General features: G+C 68.4%; 15 protein-coding genes. 8 read left to right on the forward strand and 7 right to left on the reverse strand.

The features are described from left to right. The first annotated feature begins 3 nt into the window (after positions 1-3). Entirely contained in the window at positions 4-1,044 is a 1,041-nt protein-coding gene (locus ACIBO2_RS09710; protein WP_358552589.1) for an NAD(P)-dependent alcohol dehydrogenase, read from the forward strand. Positions 1,045-1,048: 4 nt separating this feature from the next. Here ACIBO2_RS09710 and ACIBO2_RS09715 read toward each other — a convergent pair whose 3' ends face one another. From ACIBO2_RS09715 to ACIBO2_RS09740, 6 genes are all read right to left on the reverse strand, one after another. Continuing rightward, complete coding sequence (locus ACIBO2_RS09715) at positions 1,049-1,861, reverse strand: LLM class flavin-dependent oxidoreductase (protein ID WP_397296259.1); 813 nt, start codon at positions 1,859-1,861, stop codon at positions 1,049-1,051. Next, positions 1,858-2,775 carry an alpha/beta fold hydrolase gene (locus ACIBO2_RS09720; protein WP_397296261.1) on the reverse strand — a complete coding sequence of 306 codons (918 nt, stop codon included), beginning with the start codon at positions 2,773-2,775 and terminating at the stop codon, positions 1,858-1,860. Before ACIBO2_RS09720 ends, ACIBO2_RS09715 begins: the two co-directional genes overlap by 4 nt. Positions 2,776-2,851: 76 nt before the next feature. After that, a complete protein-coding gene (locus ACIBO2_RS09725; RefSeq protein ID WP_397296263.1) occupies positions 2,852-3,748 on the reverse strand; it encodes a LysR family transcriptional regulator in 897 nt (298 codons plus the stop codon). Positions 3,749-3,836: 88 nt separating this feature from the next. Continuing rightward, complete coding sequence (locus tag ACIBO2_RS09730) at positions 3,837-5,123, reverse strand: S1 family peptidase (protein WP_397296265.1); 1,287 nt, start codon at positions 5,121-5,123, stop codon at positions 3,837-3,839. A gap of 244 nt (positions 5,124-5,367) precedes the next feature. Continuing rightward, positions 5,368-7,266, reverse strand: coding sequence for an ABC transporter ATP-binding protein (locus tag ACIBO2_RS09735; RefSeq protein ID WP_397296267.1), 1,899 nt, complete (start codon positions 7,264-7,266; stop codon positions 5,368-5,370). A gap of 715 nt (positions 7,267-7,981) precedes the next feature. Next, positions 7,982-8,830 carry an NlpC/P60 family protein gene (locus ACIBO2_RS09740; protein ID WP_358552577.1) on the reverse strand — a complete coding sequence of 283 codons (849 nt, stop codon included), beginning with the start codon at positions 8,828-8,830 and terminating at the stop codon, positions 7,982-7,984. A 379-nt stretch (positions 8,831-9,209) separates the two neighbouring features. On the opposite strand from ACIBO2_RS09740, the gene ACIBO2_RS09745 reads away from it, so the two are divergent. The 3 genes from ACIBO2_RS09745 to ACIBO2_RS09755 all read left to right on the forward strand — a co-directional run bounded on the left by ACIBO2_RS09745 (position 9,210) and on the right by ACIBO2_RS09755 (position 13,189). Beyond that, entirely contained in the window at positions 9,210-10,046 is an 837-nt protein-coding gene (locus ACIBO2_RS09745) for a hypothetical protein (protein ID WP_358552575.1), read from the forward strand. Next, positions 10,036-11,778 carry a serine/threonine protein kinase gene (locus tag ACIBO2_RS09750; RefSeq protein ID WP_397296269.1) on the forward strand — a complete coding sequence of 581 codons (1,743 nt, stop codon included), beginning with the start codon at positions 10,036-10,038 and terminating at the stop codon, positions 11,776-11,778. The genes ACIBO2_RS09745 and ACIBO2_RS09750 overlap by 11 nt, the downstream gene beginning before the upstream one ends. 145 nt (positions 11,779-11,923) lie before the next feature. Further along, positions 11,924-13,189 carry a glycoside hydrolase family 16 protein gene (locus ACIBO2_RS09755; RefSeq protein ID WP_358552571.1) on the forward strand — a complete coding sequence of 422 codons (1,266 nt, stop codon included), beginning with the start codon at positions 11,924-11,926 and terminating at the stop codon, positions 13,187-13,189. Between the two features lie 116 nt (positions 13,190-13,305). Here the strand turns inward: ACIBO2_RS09755 and ACIBO2_RS09760 are convergent, their stop codons facing one another. Continuing rightward, on the reverse strand, positions 13,306-14,349 hold the full coding sequence (locus ACIBO2_RS09760) for a LacI family DNA-binding transcriptional regulator (RefSeq protein ID WP_397296271.1): 1,044 nt from the start codon (positions 14,347-14,349) through the stop codon (positions 13,306-13,308). Positions 14,350-14,483: 134 nt separating this feature from the next. Here ACIBO2_RS09760 and ACIBO2_RS09765 point away from each other — a divergent pair, with 134 nt between their 5' ends. Genes ACIBO2_RS09765 through ACIBO2_RS09780 form a run of 4 tightly spaced genes read left to right on the forward strand, consistent with a single transcriptional unit; the run spans position 14,484 to position 19,659 of the window. Then, positions 14,484-15,812, forward strand: coding sequence for an ABC transporter substrate-binding protein (locus ACIBO2_RS09765; RefSeq protein WP_358552567.1), 1,329 nt, complete (start codon positions 14,484-14,486; stop codon positions 15,810-15,812). Further along, entirely contained in the window at positions 15,812-16,723 is a 912-nt protein-coding gene (locus ACIBO2_RS09770; RefSeq protein ID WP_358552565.1) for a sugar ABC transporter permease, read from the forward strand. Before ACIBO2_RS09765 ends, ACIBO2_RS09770 begins: the two co-directional genes overlap by 1 nt. Beyond that, entirely contained in the window at positions 16,720-17,529 is an 810-nt protein-coding gene (locus ACIBO2_RS09775) for a carbohydrate ABC transporter permease (protein ID WP_358552563.1), read from the forward strand. The genes ACIBO2_RS09770 and ACIBO2_RS09775 overlap by 4 nt, the downstream gene beginning before the upstream one ends. 3 nt (positions 17,530-17,532) lie before the next feature. Next, entirely contained in the window at positions 17,533-19,659 is a 2,127-nt protein-coding gene (locus tag ACIBO2_RS09780) for a family 43 glycosylhydrolase (RefSeq protein WP_397296274.1), read from the forward strand. The last annotated feature ends 2 nt before the right edge of the window (positions 19,660-19,661 follow it).

Here is a 19,661-nt window from a genome sequence, read left to right on the forward strand (position 1 = left end):
GCGGTGAGAGCGCTCCGGCTGCCGGGCTGGGGCCGGCCGCCCGTCCTCACCGACGTCGACCAGCCGGCCCCGCGAGACTTCGAGGTCCTCCTGCGCGTGGAAGCCGCCGGACTCTGCCACTCCGACCTGCACGTTCTCGACGCGGGTCCGGGTGACATGCCCTTCCCTGCGCCGTTCACCCTCGGCCACGAGGTCGCCGGCCGGGTGGCGGCGGTGGGCTCGGCCGTCACCGGGATCACCGTCGGCGATCGGTACGTGGTGTACGGCCCCTGGGGCTGCGGCGACTGCCGGCGCTGCGTGGCGGGCCGGGAGAACTACTGCGACCGCCGAGCGGAACTGCCGTGGGCCGGGATGGGGCTGGGCCGCGACGGCGGGATGGCCGACTACGTCCTCGTGCCGGCGGCCCGCCACCTCCAGCCGATCGGCGAATTGGATCCTGTGCAGGCCGCCCCGCTGTCCGACGCCGGCCTGACGCCCTACCACGCCATCCAGCAGTGCCGGGCGTCCTTGGACGACGAATCCACGGTCGCCGTCATCGGGGTCGGCGGCCTCGGGCACCTGGCCATTCAGCTCCTGCGCGCGTTGACGCCGAGCCGGGTGTTCGCCGTCGACGTGCGCGAGGAGGCCCTGGCCGTCGCCGACAGGTGCGGCGCCCACCTGAGCACCCGCCTTTCGCCGGATACCGGCCGCGTCCTGCGCGCGGCGAGCGGCGGCAGCGGCGTTGACGTCGTGCTCGACTTCGCGGGCAGCCAATCAACGGTCGATCTGGCCGCCGCCAGCCTGCGCGCCGGCGGTGACCTCGTCATCGTCGGCAATGGAGGCGGGCACCTGACCGTCCGCAAACCGGGCCCGCTGCCCCCGGGCGGCCGGATCTCACTGCCGTTCTGGGGCACTCTGCCCGAACTCGCGGAGGTGATCGCCCTCGGCCGCTCCGGGGCGCTGCACGTCGAGGTCGAGCGGTTTCCGCTGTCCGCCGCCCATGAGGCGCTGACCCGGCTGCGCGCCGGAGAGCTCAGGGGACGCGCAGTCCTGACGCCCGACTGACGCGTCAACCTACTGGGCCATCGCGGAGTACGCCACGCACGACGTCGAGCCGTACACCCGGGTCGAACTCCGGCAGCCACCAGGTCGCCCCGGCCTTCGCGTACGGCTCCGGATCGACGCCGAGCGGCAGACTGACGGCGATGTCGTACGAGTCCATCTCACCATGGCGCAGTTCGGTGAGGGTGGCGACGACCTCGGCGAGCTGGTCGGGGTGCTCGAGATTGACCGGGAAGAAGCCATCTAGCCGGGCGGCGCGGCGGATCGGCTTGGCGTTGCCCGGGAATCCGGCGGCCCACACCGGCACGCCGGGCCGCTGAACCGGTCGCGGCAGGAACGCGATGTCGTCGACAATGTAGTGCTCGCCGCGATGGCGCACCGGCTCGCCGGACCAGGCGGCGGCCAGGATGGCCAAGGACTCGTCGAGCATCTGTCCGCGCCGCCGATCGTCGAGTTGCTCGCCGGTCTTGGACAGCTCGCCGGCGAAACGGTCGCTGCCAAGGCCGACGCCGAGGGTCAGGCGGCCGTCGCTGAGCCGATCCAGCGTCGCGGTCTCCCGGGCGACCTTGGCCGGCCGTCGACGGGGAAGCGCCGACACCATCGGGCCGAGGCGCAGCCGCTCGGTCGCCGTCGCGATCGCCGCCAGCGCGATCCACGGATCGGCGACCTGCCGGACCGGCGCTCGCCAGCACAGCTGGTCCCATACGAAGCAGCCGTCCCAGCCGGCTTCCTCCGCGTCGGCGGCAAGGCGCGCGACCTCTCGCGGGTCGGCGAGGTCGTCGAAGAGCGGCAGCCAGAGCGCCGATCGCAGCCGGTTCATGAGCGGCCTTCCTCCGTGTGCCGTACCAGGGCTTCCGTGCGCCGCACCGGGGGTTCCGTGCGCCGTACCGGCGGTTCCGTGTGTCGGATCAGGGCCGACACGAGGTCATCCCATACCGGGCGCGGCAGGTCGTGTCCGGCCCCTTCCAGGACCAGCAGTTCGGCGCCGGGGATGGCGTCGCGGAGCGCCTTGCCGTGCGGCAGCGGCAGGAGTGGGTCGTGGTCGCCGTGGGCCACGAGTGTCGGCGCCGCGATGTCGCCGAAGCCGCCCTGGGCCGGCTCGTCGAACTCGATGGCGTAGTGATTGGCCAGAGTCGAGGCGTAGTTCCTGGCACGCGCCACGTCACGTTCGGCCAACGCGCGGATCGCGGCCTCGTCGAAGTACGGCGAGCCACCGGCGCAGGCCCTCGCGCCGGCGACCACATACTCGACGAGCGCGGCCGCGTCGAAGGAATCCGGCTCGGCCGGCATGGCCAGATCGCTCGACGGCGGCGGCAGGTCGTCGGCCCCGGTCGAGGTCGAGACGAACGTCAGCGACGCGACCCGATCGGGATGGTCCACACCGAGAATGAGTCCAATCCCGCCGGACATCGACTGACAGAGCACGTGGGCGCGTTCGATGCCCAGGGCGTCCTGAATGCCGAGCACGTCCAGGGCCAGGTCGGCGAGGGAATAGGTGGGCTGTCCCGGCGGGTAGCAGGTCGACCGGCCGGTGTCTCGATGGTCGTACCGGACCACGAACCGGCCACGAGCGGCGATGCGTTCGCACAGTTCGGCGTCCCACCACAGCATCGAGGCCCCCGCCCCGGCCACCAACATGATCGCCGAGGTCGCGCGGTCTCCGAAGGTCTCCACACACAGCTCGACGTCGTTGATCGACAGGAGCTGCTCGCCATGGGATTGATGAGCGTTCATGCCTGGAAGGCTAAGTAACGCGACTCCATCGTGAAAAGCGATGATTATCGATCAACATGATCGCCTATGGCGATGTTCATAGAATCCGGGCGGCCAGCTCTTTGGCGCCTTCGACGGCGATGGCGATGGCTCTGGCTGCGAGCGGCGACTGGGTGCGTCCGGCCGGCCAGTACAGGTACCACGTGGTGGCGGGCGATGGTCGCAGTTGGTGGATGCTGAGCCGGTCGTCGGACCAGGCATCGGATCCGTGAAGGGCGAGCCACGGCAGCACCGCCGACCCGATGCCGGCCCGCACCATGGACACGATGGTTTCGTGGCCGGCGGTTCGGAACACGATCCGTGGCCGCGCGCCGGCGCCGGCCAGCTCCCGCTCCAGCCATGTTTGGTGATAGGTGGGAGGCCAGGCGACCATCGGAGCATCGTCGAGCAGCTCCACCCGCACTGGACCATCGGGGAACGCGTCGGCACCGGCCACCAGGAGATACGGCTCATCGAGCAGCTCGACGTGCTCGACGTCGCCTTCGATCCGGCCGTAGTGGAACAACAGGTCAAGATCTCCGATCTGTGGATCCTCCGGTTCCACCTCGGAAAGCCTGATGTCGCAGCCGGGGTGCTCGCTCAGCAGCCGGCGCACGACGGCCGGCAGGATCAGGTTGGTCGCGCCCTGAAAGGTGCCGATGTCGATCCGGCCGCTACCCGCCCTGTAGCGATCGACGGCGTCGGCCAGCGCCTCCGCTCGGGTGAGCAGATCGCGTCCGTGGGCCAGGACCACCTCGCCAAGGCGAGTGATTCGTACCGGCCTCGGACCTCCGGGCCGATCGAAGACGGCGCCACCGACGGCCTTCTCCAGCGCGGCGATCTGCTGGCTCACCGACGATTGGGTGTAGCCAAGCCGAACCGCCGCCCGCCCGAATGTTCCTTCTTCGGCTATGGCGGCCATGGTCCTCAGGTGGCGTAGCTCGACGTCAGCCATGACGTCGAGCATAGCGAACAGCGATCGAATTGAGAGGAAATAATCGCTTCCCCTAATGCTTCGACGTTTCTGGGCGCGCGGCCTGTTGTCACGGGTCGGGGTCGGTGACCAGCTCGAAGGTAAGACCGGATTTCTTCGCCATATTGAAGATGTTCGTCAGCGACGACCAGTACGACGTTTTACCGGTCCAGCAGCCCAGCCCCGAAGACCCGTGCAGGATCCCGTAGGCCTTGTTGTCGACCTCGCTGTAGAGCGGGCTGCCGCTGTCCCCGGACTGGGTGCAGATGTTCGACTGGAAGCCGCCATCCTTTTTCGTGATGTCACCGCACCTGGTGTTGTCCGACCGCGCGCCGGTCGAACACACCACCCAGCCGACACGGACGTCGTCATACGCCCACATTCCGAATATCGGGAATGCCTTGGTGCTGTAGTGGATCACCGTGTTATACGGCCATATCGCCCAGACTTTAACGTATTCAGTGAAGCCCCTGGTGACGAACGGCATGAGGGCTCCATCCGCCGGATATTCCGAGTTCCTGGTCAAGGGTTCGCGGCGGCCGACGAACACGTCAGTGTGCTTCGTGTAATAGCTCTCACCGATGAGACAATGTCCCGCCGTAAGCGTGTACTTCCACCCGTTCGACCCCTTCACATTGAAGCCGCTGGTGCAGAAGTCGCCCTTGAGCTTGTTGTAGTTCACGTCGTAGAGGTCCAGCCGCAAGCCGCCGCGCATCGGAGGGAAACACGCCTGGATCTCGCACGGCCCCCGCTGGGGCAAGATGGTCGGCGGATCGATCACGGTAACGTCCAGGTCGCCGGCTGTGGCGAGCCGGCCGGCCGAACCGCGTACCGCGGCCGCGGCCTGGTTGTGCAGTTCGACGCGGTTCTTCTGCTCGTTGATCACCGGCGCCTGCTCGGGCGTGAGCCCGAGACGGGCACCGACGTCGGCGGCCTTCGCCTTCAGCTCCTTGAGGGAGTGCCGCGCGGCCACGACGCGGACGTGGTTCCGGTCCGGGACCGCGCTCAGCGCGGGGACCAGCGCCTCGGCGGCGGTACTCGCGATGACCAGCACGCCACCGTTCTCCTGGTCGATCCAGGACCCCGCATAGGTGTCGGCATGGTCGCGGGCGAGCACGGTGTGCAGAGCCCCCGAGGTTCGCTGCAACTCCAGCCGGCGCATCGCCTCGTCGACGCTGATGCCGTATTTCCTCGTCAGGTAGTCGACAGAACCGGGAACGTCCGCCACCCGTAACTTCGCGGGCGCGGACAGCCGGATAGCGGGAGCGGCCAGCGCCGTATCAGGAACGGCGACCAGGCCGGCGACGACGACCAGGCTGAATGCGGTGGCCAGTCTCCAGCTCGCTCTTCTTCGCACGCGGGCCGTACCTTTCTCTGCTCTGGGCGGTCAGATCTTTCGCGTTGACTTTGACAGGCGGCTGTGGATTAGAAGTGGATGGATTCTTCACGGGTGCTGTATCGGCGTACGAAGAGGGGTATGAATGACGGCTGTCCGCTTCATGCGCCCCGTCACCGCGCCCAACGGCAGCGCTCGCCGGGCGCGAGGTAGTGGCTTCCGTACCGGCCGCATGCTTGTGCGTTCGCGAATCGGGGTCTGGCTGTCAGGAGTTGGCGCGATCTTGTTGCAGGAGCCACAGGTCGCGAAAGAGCCCGGGCCGGGATGTCAGGTCGGGGAATGTGCCTTCGGCGGTCACGCGCCCACTTTCGAGGATCACGATTCGATCGGCGACGATCGTGTTGGCCAGGTTGTGGGTGACCAGCACGATGGCTCGGTCTCGGGCGAGCCGGCGCAGCCCGGTGAAGATCCGGTGTTCGGCGCGTGGGTCCAGGTCGGAGGTGGGTTCGTCCATCACCAGCAGGCCGGCGTCGCGGTGGATGGCCCGGGCTCCGGCGATGCGCTGCCATTGTCCTGAGGACAGGGCCTGGCCGCCCCACCATTCGCGGGCCAGCAGGGTGTCCAGGCCGCTGCGCAGCACACTGATCACCGCGTCGGCGCCGCTGGCGGTGGCCGCGCGCCGGACGGCGTCGTCCGCCTCGCGTTGGGGCTGACCGAGGTGGATGTTCTCACGGGCGGTCAGGGGCCAGCGGGCGAACTCCTGCGGTACGACCGCGCACTGCTTCCACAGGGCGTGCGGGTCCAGATCGCGGGTGCTGACGCCGTCCCAGGTGACCACACCTTGGGTGGGCAGGTTGAGCCCGGACAGCAGTTTCATGAGCGTGGTCTTGCCGGAGCCGTTCTCGCCCACCACGGCGACGATCTCCCCTTGACGGACCTCGAAGTCCACCTCGTGCAGGGTGTCGTGGTCGGCTTCGGGGTAGCGGTAGGTGACCTGGTGCAGGGCGACATGCAGGGGACGGACCGGCACGATGGCCCCCCGGTCCAGGCGTTGCCCGGCCGCCTCCTCGATGAAGGATTCCCAGTCGTCCATGTACCGGCCGGTGCGCATGAGATCGGATCCGTATCCGACGATGCCGTGCAGTCCGCCGGCGGCCGACCGCAGGGCGAAGACCAGCGTGCCGGCCGCGGCCGCGCTGATGTGTCCGGTGCCGAGCAGCACCATCACGCCGGCCCACATCAGCGCTGAGGCCAGGCCACTGACGGTGGACCCCAGGAAGCTGATCCTTGCGCGCTGCCAGGCGGCCTGGTCGTTGGTGCGATCCACCCGCGCGCCGCTGACCCGGTACTTCTCCAGCAAGTAAGGCGCCAACGTGTCGGTACGGATCTGGTCGGCCTGGTCCTTGTGGGTCAGGTGCCAGCGCAGCATGTTCAGCATGCGCCGATCGTGGAAGGTTCGCAGCGTCGCCAGGTAGGTGACCCTCTCGCCGGCGACCGATGCCAGGGCCTGCGGTATGGCGGTCAGTGCGAGCAGGGGCAGCAGGAGCGGCGCCAGCGCGGTGATGACCACGGCCGCGGCGATCAGCGTGGCGAGGGAGGAGACCAGGTTCTGCGACTGGCCGATCATCTCCCGGCTGACCTCTACTCCTCGGTCGGCCTTGTCGTAGCGGTCGTTGAATCCGGGGTGATCGTAGGCGGCCATCTCCGCGTTGGTGGCGGCCTCCAGCATGCGGTACTCGGCCTCCCGCGAGATTCGTGGCCCCAGCCGGTTCGACAGACCCTGGATCGCGATGCCCAGGACCGCACGCAGTCCGGCCGCGGCGGCCAGGATGAACACCGACGGCAGGGCTGTGCGCAGGCGTGAGGGATCTTGGACGGAGTAGATCAACGCGCTGAGGGTCGCGGTCGTCGCGAACAGGCCAAGCGCCTCCAACAGGCCGGAGAGCACTTGGCAGGTCAGCAAGACGAGCGTCGAGCGAGGGTCCGCGGTCCAGGCCAGGGCGAAGGAGCGGCGCACCAGCTTCGGCAGGCGGCTGCTCAAGCTGCGTCCGGTCAGGTGCTGGGCCAACTCACTGGTGTCGCCACCGTTGTAGTTGAACCTCAGCTCCTCGGCGTGCTGTTGGGAAGTAGCGTCGGTGTCGTTGACGGCTGTCTCATCAGCCACGTCGGCGGCTCCTGTTCTTAAGATCCGAGGGGACTTCACCTGCGGGGAAAGACGCGGCGCGCCACCCTGGTGAGAACCTCTGGGGAACGTTGAGCAAGACCGTCGCGCCTCCCACCAAAAGCGGGTGCGCGGCTTGGCAGAGCGACTACACGCATGATTCCCGGGCAAATCCCAGCATCGGCCCTGCGGCCCCCATGGACGCGTCACCTTCCGGCGCGATGACGGTGTGCCGTCGCACGAGTTCTGGGAGTAACGCCTCAGACCTTCCTCATGGCCTCCCTGCCGGCAATGGCAAACCGGCTCAGGAGTTCGCCACCAGCCCTCGGCCGGCGGGTGCGCACCGCGTCCTGCCCAGATCCACCAGGTTCGAGCAGCCGCCAGCGGACGGACTTAACGACGTCGGTTCCGCTCGTAGTCGACTGGACACACCCCGCACAGCGAAGAGCCTCCGCCGCTGCTGGTCGGAGGCTCTTGCGCTGGTCAAGGAACGCGCCCTACGAAGTTCGAACCTGCGAGCACGTCGGCCGATCTGGTGACGGGATGTACGAGCGCTGAGGTAGATCCGAGAGTCGGGGACCGGTCTGGGCGAAAAGGGGCAGACGGTTCTGAGCGTCGCCGCCCAGGCCGTGCGCCATTTCCGAGATCCGCGCCGCCATGTCTCCGCGTGCGAGAGCTACGCCGAGAGGGCACTGTTGCTCGCGAGTGCGCGAAGGTCTCAGGAGTAGCGTCGGAAGCCGGTGATGGAGCCTGGGTAGTTGATGGAGTCGTAGCGGACGCCGGTGGCAGCGTTGAGAGCATTGATTATCTCGTCATTGCCGACGTAGACACCTACGTGACCAGGCATGGCACCGTTGTAGAACACCAGATCCCCCGGCTGCAGGCTTGCTCTGCTGACCGACCAGCCTTGCTGGTACTGGCCCTGGCTGGTGCGGTTCAGGACGATCCCCACGCTGCCGTAAGCCTTGAACGTGAGGCCGGAGCAGTCGTAGGCGTTGGGCCCGGTCGCCCCGTAGATGTAGGGCTTGCCGACCTGCTGGCGGGCGAAGGCGACCGCACCCGCGGCGGCCATCTTGTTGGCCCCTCCGCTCGTGTACGTGGTCCAGAAGGGGCCCGATGCGCCGTAGTCCACCGCGTTTCCGTCGTCCTGGATGATCAGCGTCCCACCGCCGGCGGCGTGACTCCGGCTGGCCCAGACCACGCTGCGATCCGGCCGGTAGATCACGAGGTTGCCGTCGCCCTGGTTGGCGAGGTAGGCGCCGTTGTTCGCGGCGGCGTTGGTGTAGGTCGCCCACAGGACGCCGCTCGGTCCGTAGAGCGCGAGGTTGCCGTCACCCTGCATGACGAGGCGGTAGGCGTGATTGGGGGACTCGATCCAGTCGGTCGAGCCTAAGTTCGTCACTCCGATGCGGTCGCCCTTCGACTGAGCGGCGGCCGGTGATGCGAAGAACATCAGCGAAATCACGCTGAAGGCGGCGAGCAGGGCGGATACCCTGCGGAGCCGGAAGGGGGTCCCCGTCGACAGCGTGCCGCCTCTGCTGGGGAGATCGCGTGCCGGGATGTTCATGATCGCTCCTTCGGTTCGTATCCGAATCGCTGACTGGACCTGCCGTGACAGGTGGTCTCAGCGGTAGTGAAGGGCGCCCGCGGCTGACCGAATAGTGCAGCCCCGCACTATTCGGTCAGCCGCGGCCGCGGCACGACAGCCGCTTCCACCACCGCCGGCCCATACCGAAGATCGCGACAAATGTACGGGGCGCCAAACGCCATGACCGAATAGGCGTCTTGCAAGGGTGCCCGTTACGTGATAACGACAAGAACATTTCATACAGCCCGCCGAATCCCATTCGGCTTCCGCGTAGACGTTTTCGTTATTCCGCGCCTCAGCGGCGTATAAGGACCGCTATTATCTGAGGTGGCGGGTGATCGATAATGAGTCACGATCAATGAGTTCCGCGTTCGCCGCAGGTCGGAGAAGCGGCCGATCCACCGCCGAAAGGCGGCCGCGCAACATGAAGGATGTTCAGCTAGACAGTTCGCCAACGCCGGCCGAGTCGGTACTCGTGGCGTTCGACAGCAAACAATGGCGCATATCGCGCGGACAGTTGCTGACGTTGGGCCGAAGCCGCGCATGCAGTGTGCGCTTCCCGGACGATGATCACCTGTCGCGGCGAGCGGGTTCACTGATCGTCCTCAACGACTGCGTCCTGATACGCAATGACTCGCGCCACAAACCGCTCGTCGTCCGGCCACCGGCCGGTGAGGACCGGCTCGTGGAGCCGGGCGCGGCGACCACGTCGCTGCCGTTTCCGATCTTCAGCATCGTCTTCGCCGGCCGTAGCGGCTCGACGATGACCGTGCGGGTGGACGCCCGGGCTCTGACGCCGGGTGCGGACCGGAGCGGGGACGAGGCGGCGACCCGCGCTCCCAAGACCGTCACATCGCCGATGACCCTGACCAGGGGGCAGCGACTCGTGCTCGCCGCACTGTGCGAGCCGTTGCTGGTCAAGGCCGGGCCACAGGCGGTTCCGGCGACGTACGCGCAGATGGGACGGCGGCTGGGCCGGCAGCCGCAGTACATCCGCAATGTCGTCAAGTCACTGCGGGAGAGCCTGTCCGGCCACGGCATCCCAGGGCTGACCACGGACGACGAGGGAATCCCGCACGACGACTTCCGGTGGGCGCTGGCGCGTTGGGCCGTGCGCACCGGTGTCGTCAGCGTGGAGGATCTGCACGCCATGCCGTCCGAACCGCAGCCGGGCGTCGAAAACGATGGACTCTGACCACCACCGTGACCGACCGGACGACGATCCGGTCACCCGCGGCGCGCCGGATCTGCCGCAGCCCACGCCCACTGCCGGCGTCCACGGCGGTGCGCCGAGCAGAATCAGCGTGCCGGCCGAGGAACCGAACGGGCTGTTCGTCGGCCCGCCGGAAGCACCCGACCGGCACGAGTTGCTAGGTGATGGAATACCCGGCGGTGAGGGGATCACCTGGAAGGCCCGCTATCAGGGTGAGCTGACCTCACCACTCCCGCTGGCGATCAAACTGCTGAGGCCGCCGCGCGACGCCGGGCCTGACTGGCCCTCGGCGCGTGATCAGCAGCGCTGGCGCGACCACGCCGTACTGCTGCGGCATCTGAAGCTGGACCATGTGGTCCGGCTCGACGAGGTTTTCCTCGGCGCGCCTCCCCACCCGGCCGGCGGCGCGCGGGCGGGAGACGCCACCTCGGCCGAGTCCATGGCGTACCTGGTCATGGAGTGGGTCGAGGGCCCGACACTGCACGCGCTGCTGGCGGGCATCCCGGCGCGCGACGACACGATCCGCCGGCGCCTCGAATACGTGGCCCAGGCCGGCGAGGCACTTGCCAGCCTCGCGTCCGTGACGCGGTCCGGCGGCAACCCGAGCCTGCACCGGGACGTGAAGCCCACCAATTGCATCGTGCACCCGGAGCGTGATCTGGTGCTCATCGACGTGAGCACCCTGCGTCTCATCGATGACGGGCACGACCTCGCCGGATGGCACACGCCCGCCTACACCGCGCCCGAGGCCTTGGCCGCACCGCACCTGCCCCGGGCCGTGGCGGCGGACGTCTACTCGCTCGGCGCGCTCACCTATTTCTGTCTCACGGGGCAGGACCCGCCGGCCGCGGACGCCTCCGGCGCCCTGGCGCATATCGAGCGCGAGTTGGCGGCCGTGGCCCGACTTTCCGGGGTGAAGGACCCTGGGCACCTCGCGTCGCACATCCTGAGCGCTCTGGACGGCGACGCGTCCCGCCGTCCCGCCGACCTGCGAAGCTGGAGCCGCGGCCTGCTGGAGGCGGCCGTTCCCGCAGGCGCCGGCGGCTATGGCGAGCTGCCCGAGGGTGACCTGGCCGGCCGCCCACATTCGCCGGCGCGCCTACGCCGGCGATGGCTCGCCTTCGCGATCGTCGCAGTGAGCCTCGTCGTCGCCGCGGGCGGGGTATTCCTGCCGGGGCTGCTGGCACGTACCCCCGACGGCGGCGGCCAAGGCCGGACCGCCCCGCCCTCGCTCAGCGGCGGCACTGGTGCCGCTCCGACGCGATCCACGCCGAGCCGCACCACCGGCGACGCGGCGAAAGCCACCGGAACCATCATCTCGCCGGCCGATGGCTCAGGTGTGAAATATTGCTCCTACTTCTCCGGCACTGCTTCGCTTCCGCCCGACACCACACTGATCCTGGCAAAGCAGAATCTCGTCAACGGCGACCCCAACAAATACGTCGAGGTCGTCTTCGGCTACAACAATCCCAGCGCGCTCGCCACGTGGAAAGGGGCACATTATTTCGGTGGCGAGAACGAGGGCGGCGTAGGGCAGAATTTCCGCGTCGAGCTGGTCGCGGTGAAGCTTGAGCGCGCCAGACGCTTCCACGACACTCAACTCACGGTCGGCGAGGTTCAGGCTCTGGTGAAGTCCGGCACCGTGCTGGCCGGCGTCAAAGTGCATCGAGTCGCCAGTGCGACCCCGAACCAATGCCCCGGCCCACCCGCTTAGGACCCCACGCCTTCAAGGGCGGTACTCCCAGGAATGCCCCGGCCGGGAGCGGAAGTGCAGCCCCGCACTGTCGCACCCGGCCGGTCGCGGCATTCACTGCGCGGAAGAGCACACTCACCAACCTCGAACCGAGTGGGAGCCTGCCATGAAGTATCCCCATCTCCGGCTACACCTGGCGGCGATCGGCAGCGCCGTCGTGATGCTGGCCTCTCTCGTGACCGCCGCGGTCCCGCTGCCCGCCGCCGCCACGACCAACGAGTGCGGCAACCCGGTACTCGCCTCCAACCTCGATGGCTGGGGCTCTCTGGACGGCGGCTGGGTGACCCGCGACCCGGTCGGCGACCTGTCCGGGGCAAACTGGGCGTTCGACACCGGCGGACGCTCCTTCTACATGCCGCAACTGGCGGTAGCCGCCGGCCAGATCTGGACGTTCTCCGCACAGGACCGGGTCGTGTACGGCTCCGGCACCGCCCGGATAGTGGTCGAGTGGTACAACAACAGTGGTCACTACCTCAGCGAACAGCAAGGACCCATCGCCAACCTGCCGGCCTCCACCGAGACCGGCGGCACGTGGACTCCCGTGACCGCCACGCTCACGGCACCGACCGGCGCGACCTCGGCGCACGTGCTGCAGCAAGGCGACTTCGGCACCACGACGGGCACCGACTTCAAGGCCACCAAGTGCGACTACCGGCTCGAATCGGCCGCGCCGAGTGCCCTCGCATCGGTCCGCTACGGCTGGGGCACCCCGGTGGCCAGTCAATCCGACGAGTACGACGGGACATCGGTGGACCTCACCAAATGGGGCCTGTTCGGCGCCGATCCCGGCCAGACGACCGGATGCTCGCCCGGCTACAACGGCCACGGTCAGCGATGCGCGTCACAGACGACCGAGGGCGGTGGATACCTGTCGGTCACCGGTACCGCGGACGGCAAGACCGGTGGCCTGTACAGCCGGATGCAACCTTTCAAGTACGGCCGGGTCGAGGTCAGGGAACGCGCGGTGCCGCTGACCGGCAACGGTGGTCAGCGCTACCATGCGGTCCCGCTGCTGTGGCCGGAGAACGACGACGATTACCCCAACGCGGAGATCGACTTCGCCGAACGCGATGTGGCCTCGCCCACGGTCGATCTGTTCGTCCACCATGACGGTACGCAGAGCAACTGTTCGGTCGGCGTGGACTCGACGCAGTTTCACAACTACGCCGTCGACTGGCAGCCGACTTCGGTGAAGTGGTACGTCGACGGCAACCTGATGTGTACGGTCAACGCCGCGATCAACTACTTCAACTCCACCAACGGCGGCGCCCAGATGGACATGTTCCCCGCCACCGGCACGCTGATGCGCCCGGCGCGACAGGACGTCGACTGGATTCGTATGTACTCCACCACCTACACCCAATACCACTGAGGGTTCACATTATCGGGCGGTCGCCGGAGGAGGAGCGGGCAGGCCGCAGTCGGCGGCGATGGCCCTGGCCTGCTCCGGCGTACCGCCGCCCACGGCCGTAGCAACGGCGTTCAGACCTACCTTGCGAGCCGCAAGGAATGCCCTTCCCCCGGCAAATCCGTACTCTCCCGAAAAGCCAGTCGGTGCGGCACGCACACCTCGTGTGCCTTCTCCGTCCCGCCGCTCAGCCGCTCGGCCAGCAGGTCCACCGCCGCCTGCGCGATCTGCGCCTTGTCGGGCGCCACGGTCGACAGTGTGGGCGTGGCGAACCGGCCGTCCTGGATGTCGTCGAACCCCATCACCATCACGCCGCCCGGCACCTCGTACCCCCGCTTGAGCAGTGTTCGCAGGGCGCCCAGCGCGAGGGTGTCGTTGAAGCAGAAGACCGCGTCCGGCGCGCCGGAGTCGAGCAGGCGGCTCATGGCCTCGGCGCCGTCGGCGCGACCCCAGCGGGCGACCGGCGCGACCAGTGACGGGTCGGCGGGGAAGCCGGCCTCGGCGAGCGCCCGCTGGTAGCCCTTCAGCCGCAGGCGGCCCGTCGCGGCGACGGCCGTGCGCTGCACGCCGATGGCGGCGATCCTGCGCGCGCCGCGCTCGGCCAGGTGCAGGGTGGCCGCCCGCGCGGCGGCCACGTTGTCGATGCCGACGTGATCGTAGGGCGAGCGGCCCATCCCGATGCGTTCCCCGAGCAGCACCATCGGCGTACGCTCATCGCGCCCGGCCAGGTCCTTGCCCGTGAGCGCGAGCGGGCTGAACAGCAGCCCGTCGATGAGGTGGTCGCGGATCCCGGAGATCACCACGCGTTCCTTGGCCCGGTCGCCCTGGGTCTGGTCGATGAGCACGGTCCAGCCGCGCCGGTCGGCCGCCTCGATGACGTTCGTGGCCAGTTCGGCGAAGTAGGGGTTGTCCAGGTCGGGCACCGCCAGCGCGACCACGCCGGACCGGCCCTGGCGCAGGCTGCGCGCCGACAGGTTCGGCCGGTAGGAGAGCTCGGCTATCGCCGCCTCCACCCGAGCCCGTGTCTCGCCGCTGACATGGGGATAGTCGTTGACCACGTTGGACACGGTCTTGATCGACACCCCGGCCAGTTCGGCGACGTCCTTCAGCCTCGGCCGCACCATGCCCTCTTCGCCCCCTTCGCCGTCGCGAACCCTACCTGGTTTACAACGATGTAACGAACTGGCGCCAGGTAATTTACAACGTTGGAACCAACGTTGTAGAACGTCCGTAACCTCACGGGCAGGAGTGATCTGGCATGTCCCTCGACAACCTCTCCAGGCGGCACGCATTGGGACTGGGCCTCGGTGCGCTGGTCATCGGCGCGGCGGGCTGCGGCGGAGGCGGCGGCCCCAAGCAGGCGCAGGCGCCGGCCACCACGGCGGCACCCACCGAATACACCGGTGCCGCGGTCTCGCTGAAGTTCTGGAACGGCTTCACCGGCGGCGACGGCCCGGTCATGAAGAAGCTGGTGGACCAGTTCAACGCCGAGCACCAGAACATCAAGGTGTCGATGAACGTCTACAAGTGGGAGGACTACTACGCGAAGGTCCCCGCGGCCGTCTCCGCAGGTCAAGGCCCTGACATCGGCATCATGCACGTCGACAGCGTCGCCACCAACGCGGCCCGGCAGGTGGTCCTGCCCCTCGACGACGTGGCCAACGCGCTCAGCCTCACCGAGGCGGACTTCTCCCCGCCGGTCTGGAAGGCCGGCGTCTACAAGGGCGCGCGCTACTCGATCCCGCTCGACGTGCACCCGCTCGGCTTCTTCTACAACAAGACGGTCATGAAGCAGGCCGGGCTCGACCCGGAGCAGCCGCCCAAGACCGGCGAGGAGTACATGACGGCGCTGGAGGCGCTGAAGAAGGCGGGCATTCAGGGGCACTGGGCCACGCCGTTCCCGTTCACCGGAAGCATGCAGTTCGGGTCGCTGCTCTACCAGAACGGCGGCCAGCACTTCGCCGACGACGCCAGCGTCTCGCGCTTCGCCGAGGACCCCGGCGTGCAGGCCCTGACCTGGCTCGTCGACCTCGTCAACAAGGGCTACAGCCCCAAGAACGTCGGCCAGGACGCCGACTTCATCGCCCTGCAGAACGGCAAGGCCGCCTTCAACTGGAACGGCATCTGGTCCATCAACACGCTCAAGGAGATCAAGAACCTGGAGTGGGGCGTCGCGCCGCTCCCGCAGATCGGGACGAAGCCGGCGGCGTGGGCGGGCTCGCACCAGTTCGTGGTGTTCAAGCAGCGTACGCCCGACCAGAACAAGCTGACCGCGGCCAAGGTGTTCATCAACTGGATCAGCGGCCACTCGCTGGAGTGGGCCAAGGGCGGCCAGGTGCCGGCCCGCAAGTCGATCCGCGACGGCGCGGAGTTCGCGGCGCTGAAGGAGCAGGCCACGATCGGCACCCAGATCGACTACCTGTACTTCCCGCCGTCGGTGGCGGGCATCGGGGACGCCTTCGCGGCTGTCGACCAGGCGATCAACGCGGCGATCCTGCTCAAGAAGAGCCCCAAGGACGCGCTCACGGAGGCCGCAGCCAAGGCCGACAAGATCCTTGAGGCCAATCGGAAGAAGTACGGCGCCTGATGGTCGCGATCTCGGCGGAAGAGACGCTGGAGCGGGAGGTGCGCGTTCCCCGGTCGGGCAAGGCGACGCCTTACCTGTTCCTGGCGCCGTACCTGATCCTGTTCTCGGTGTTCGTGCTGGCCCCGGCCCTGTTCGGGATCTGGGTGAGCCTGCACGACTGGGACTACATGCTCGAAGGCAAGCCATTCGTCGGCCTGGACAACTACACGGCGCTGTTCGACGCCCAGTCGCCCGTCTACGGCGACTTCTGGATGTCGATGCGGGCGACCGGGATCTTCACCCTGTTCAGCGTGCCGTTCCTGGTGGTGCTGCCGCTCGGGGTGGCGTTGCTGCTCAACCGGCCCTTCCGGGGCAGGACGTTCTTCCGGGGGCTGTTCTTCGCGCCGTTCGTGCTGGGCGTGGCGGTGGTGTGCCTGATGTGGCGGCTGCTGCTCGACCCGAACCTCGGCCTGGTCGCCTGGATACTCGGCACGCCGATCCCCTGGACCACCGCCACGCCGTGGGCCTGGATCGCGCTGGTCGGGGTGACGGTCTGGTGGACGCTCGGCTTCAACGCGGTGATCTACCTGGCCGGGATGCAGGACATCCCGCGCGAGCTTTACGACGCGGCGAAGGTGGACGGCGCGGGGCGGTGGGGCGAGTTCGTCCACGTCACGCTGCCGGGGCTGCGGCCCGTCGCGCTGTTCGTGGTGACGACGACGATCCTGGCCTCGGCGAACATGTTCGGGCAGTCCTACCTGCTGACCCAGGGGGCACCGGGCGGGGAGACGCGGACCGCGATCATGTACATGCTCCAGCAGGGGCTCAGGGAGTACAAGATGGGCAGCGCCTCGGCCATGAGCTACCTGCTCACGCTGCTGCTGATCTTGATCAGCGTGGTCAACTTCCGGCTGTTCAGGACCCGGTCATGAAGCGGTACACGGGCCTGCTGGCCCTCGCCGTGGTGTTCGTGGGGCCGCTGGTGTGGGCCTTGGGCGTGTCGTTCAAGACGCAGACCGAGGCCACCCGGGTGCCGCCCACGCTGCTGCCCGCCGAGCCGACGACGTCCGCGTACGGGACGGTCTTCCAGGGCACCACGGACACGCCGGTGCTGCGCTGGTTCGCCAACAGTGTCATCGCCGCCACCGGGCACATGCTGCTGGTGCTCGCGGTGTCGTCGCTGGCCGCGTACGCGCTGGCCAGGCTGGAGTTCCGCGGCAAGAAGCTGATGTTCGCGATGATCGTCGGCACGCTGCTGGTGCCGGGGTTCGTCTTCCTCATCCCGCAGTTCCTGATCGTCGACCAGCTCGGCTGGCTGGACAGCCTGACGGCGCTCATCGTGCCGGGGTCGGCGGGCGCGTTCGGGGTGTTCTTCCTGCGGCAGTTCTTCGTCGGGCTGCCGCGTGAGCTGGACGAGGCCGCGCTGATGGAGGGCGCCAACCACTGGCACATCTTCTGGCGGATCACGCTGCCGCTGTCGCGGCCCGCGCTGGCCACGCTGGCCGTGCTGAGCTTCCTGTCCAACTGGAACGACTTCATCTGGCCGATCTACGTGATCTTCAGCCCGGAGTACTTCACGCTGCCGCCGGGCCTGTCGATCCTGCAGGGCGCGTACACGATCCACTATCCGGTGATCATGGCGGGCGCCGTGCTGGCCAGCATCCCCGTCCTGATCCTCTTCAGTCTGACCCAGCGATACGTCATCGAAGGCATCTCTCGTAGTGGCCTGAAGGGCTGACACATGCACCCATTGGCTGTCATCGCCACACTGATCCTCTCCCTCTTCACCAATCCGGTGTCCAACTCCTTCTCCGACACCTTCGCCGACCCGTCGGTGATCCGCGGACAGGACGGCTACTGGTACTCCTACGGCACCTCGGACCCGCTGCGCGAGGGCGAGAAGGTCCTGCACAGGCTGCCGATCTCCCGCTCCAGCGACCTGGTCAGCTGGACCTACGTGGGCGACGCGTTCGGGCCGGACAACCTGCCGTCGTACGCGGCGCCGGGCAGCCTGTTCTGGGCCCCGGACATCCGCTACCTCGACGGCCGGTACGTCATGTACTTCACCGTCACCGACACCGCCACCACGCCCGCCAACTGGGACTACTCGATCGGCGCCGCCACGGCACCCACGCCGACCGGGCCGTGGACGCACATCGACGCCCCGGTCGTCGCCCCGCGCCCCTCGGGCAACTCCTACTGGAACACGATCGACCCCGCGCAGTTCACCGACGTGGACGGGCGCAAGTACCTGTACTTCGGCGGGTTCTTCGGCGGCCTGTGGGTGACCGAGCTGTCCGCCGACGGGCTGCACGCCACCGGGCAGCCGCGGCAGGTCGCGATCGACAACAAGTTCGAGGGCGCGTACGTGGTGCGCCACGACGGCTACTACTACCTGCTCGGCTCCTCGGCGAACTGCTGCGCCGGGCCGACCACCGGCTACTCGGTGCTGGCCGGGCGCTCGACCAGCCCGCGCGGGCCGTTCGTCGACCGCGAGGGCGTGCCGCTGCTGGCCTCGCGCGCCGGTGGCACCCCGGTCCTGGACCAGAACGGCAACCGCTTCATCGGCACCGGCCACCACGCCCAGCTCACCGACCTTTCCGGTCAGGACTGGATGCTCTACCACGCCATCGATCGAAACGACCCGTTCCTGGACGAGCCGTACGGGATCAACGAGCGGCCCATGCTGCTGGACCGGCTGGACTGGATCGACGGCTGGCCGGCCGTGCGCGCGGGGGCCGGGCCTTCCGAGCAGTCGCGGGAGAGGCCGGTGACCCGGGGGGTCGTGGACGATCGGTTCGCGGGCGATCTGTCGGGCTGGCGGAACACGGCCGGCTGGACCGTACAGGATGGGTATGTCCGTGGCCAGGGCACGCTCATCAGCCGCAAGTCGCTCGGCGGGGACATGCGCGTCGAGACCGACCTCAAGACGGACAAGTCCGCTGGGATTCGCATAGGTGGCACGACCGCGGTCGTTTCGCGCGACGGGTTGACGCTCACCTCGGGCGGCGCGTCGCGTACGGTGGCGCTGCCCGGAGGGGCCTCGACCTGGCACAACCTGGCCGTCACCGTCAAGGGACGAACGATCACCGCCGAGGTGACCGAGGCCCGGCTGCGTGACCCGCAGGCTAGCGTCACCGTCACCGGCCGCGCGAACGGCCCGATCGGGCTGGTCACCGACGGGGGCGCCGACTTCGACAACGTCTCCGCCGACCCGCTGTTCAAGGCCGTCACCAAGGCGGCGGCGACGCCGCGTACGGGCAGGCTGCTGGACGCCGACGAGTTCAACGGGCCGCTCGACTCCCGCTGGACCTGGGTGCGGCAGGACACCGCGGCCAAGACCGAAGAGGGCATGCTGCGCTGGCCCGTCCAGGGCACCGACCTGGTCGGGGCCGGCAACAAGGCGTCGGCGCTGCTGCGCGAGGCCCCCAAGGGCGACTACGTCGTGGAGACCAAGGTCACGCTCGACCTGGGCGAGGACGCCGTCCGCAACTACCAGCAGGCCGGGCTGATCGCCTACGCCTCCGACGACGACTTCGCCCGCCTGTCCCAGGTCGCCATCTGGAACACCCGCCAGGTCGAGTACGGCCGCGAGCTGACCTTTGCCGACCGCCTGTCCTACGGCGGCAACATCGTCGGCCCGCCCGCCAAGACCACCTGGCTGCGGCTGGCGCACCACGTGGACCCGGCCAACGGGGAGCACGAGTTCCGCGCCGGATCCAGCCGCGACGGCAAGACCTGGACCTGGGGCGGCGTGTGGACCTTCCCCAAGGACACGGCCGTGCGCGTCGGCCTGATCGCCCACGGAGGGGCCCAGCCGGCCATCAACGCCGACTTCGACTACGTACGCGTCTACCGAGGAGCCTGACC

The organism is Nonomuraea sp. NPDC050022, from assembly GCF_044460705.1.
In the GTDB taxonomy this organism is placed as follows: Bacteria; Actinomycetota; Actinomycetes; order Streptosporangiales; family Streptosporangiaceae; genus Nonomuraea.

What these genes read in the sequence shown, in the direction of transcription:
- ACIBO2_RS09755 (WP_358552571.1), top strand. Translation starts at nt 11,924, where the DNA reads ATGAAGTATCCCCATCTCCGGCTACACCTGGCGGCGATCGGCAGCGCC.
- ACIBO2_RS09770 (WP_358552565.1), top strand. Translation starts at nt 15,812, where the DNA reads ATGGTCGCGATCTCGGCGGAAGAGACGCTGGAGCGGGAGGTGCGCGTT.
- ACIBO2_RS09745 (WP_358552575.1), top strand. Translation starts at nt 9,210, where the DNA reads ATGAGTTCCGCGTTCGCCGCAGGTCGGAGAAGCGGCCGATCCACCGCC.
- ACIBO2_RS09740 (WP_358552577.1), bottom strand. Translation starts at nt 8,830, where the DNA reads ATGAACATCCCGGCACGCGATCTCCCCAGCAGAGGCGGCACGCTGTCG.
- ACIBO2_RS09720 (WP_397296261.1), bottom strand. Translation starts at nt 2,775, where the DNA reads ATGAACGCTCATCAATCCCATGGCGAGCAGCTCCTGTCGATCAACGAC.
- ACIBO2_RS09750 (WP_397296269.1), top strand. Translation starts at nt 10,036, where the DNA reads ATGGACTCTGACCACCACCGTGACCGACCGGACGACGATCCGGTCACC.
- ACIBO2_RS09760 (WP_397296271.1), bottom strand. Translation starts at nt 14,349, where the DNA reads ATGGTGCGGCCGAGGCTGAAGGACGTCGCCGAACTGGCCGGGGTGTCG.
- ACIBO2_RS09775 (WP_358552563.1), top strand. Translation starts at nt 16,720, where the DNA reads ATGAAGCGGTACACGGGCCTGCTGGCCCTCGCCGTGGTGTTCGTGGGG.
- ACIBO2_RS09715 (WP_397296259.1), bottom strand. Translation starts at nt 1,861, where the DNA reads ATGAACCGGCTGCGATCGGCGCTCTGGCTGCCGCTCTTCGACGACCTC.
- ACIBO2_RS09765 (WP_358552567.1), top strand. Translation starts at nt 14,484, where the DNA reads ATGTCCCTCGACAACCTCTCCAGGCGGCACGCATTGGGACTGGGCCTC.
- ACIBO2_RS09780 (WP_397296274.1), top strand. Translation starts at nt 17,533, where the DNA reads ATGCACCCATTGGCTGTCATCGCCACACTGATCCTCTCCCTCTTCACC.
- ACIBO2_RS09725 (WP_397296263.1), bottom strand. Translation starts at nt 3,748, where the DNA reads ATGGCTGACGTCGAGCTACGCCACCTGAGGACCATGGCCGCCATAGCC.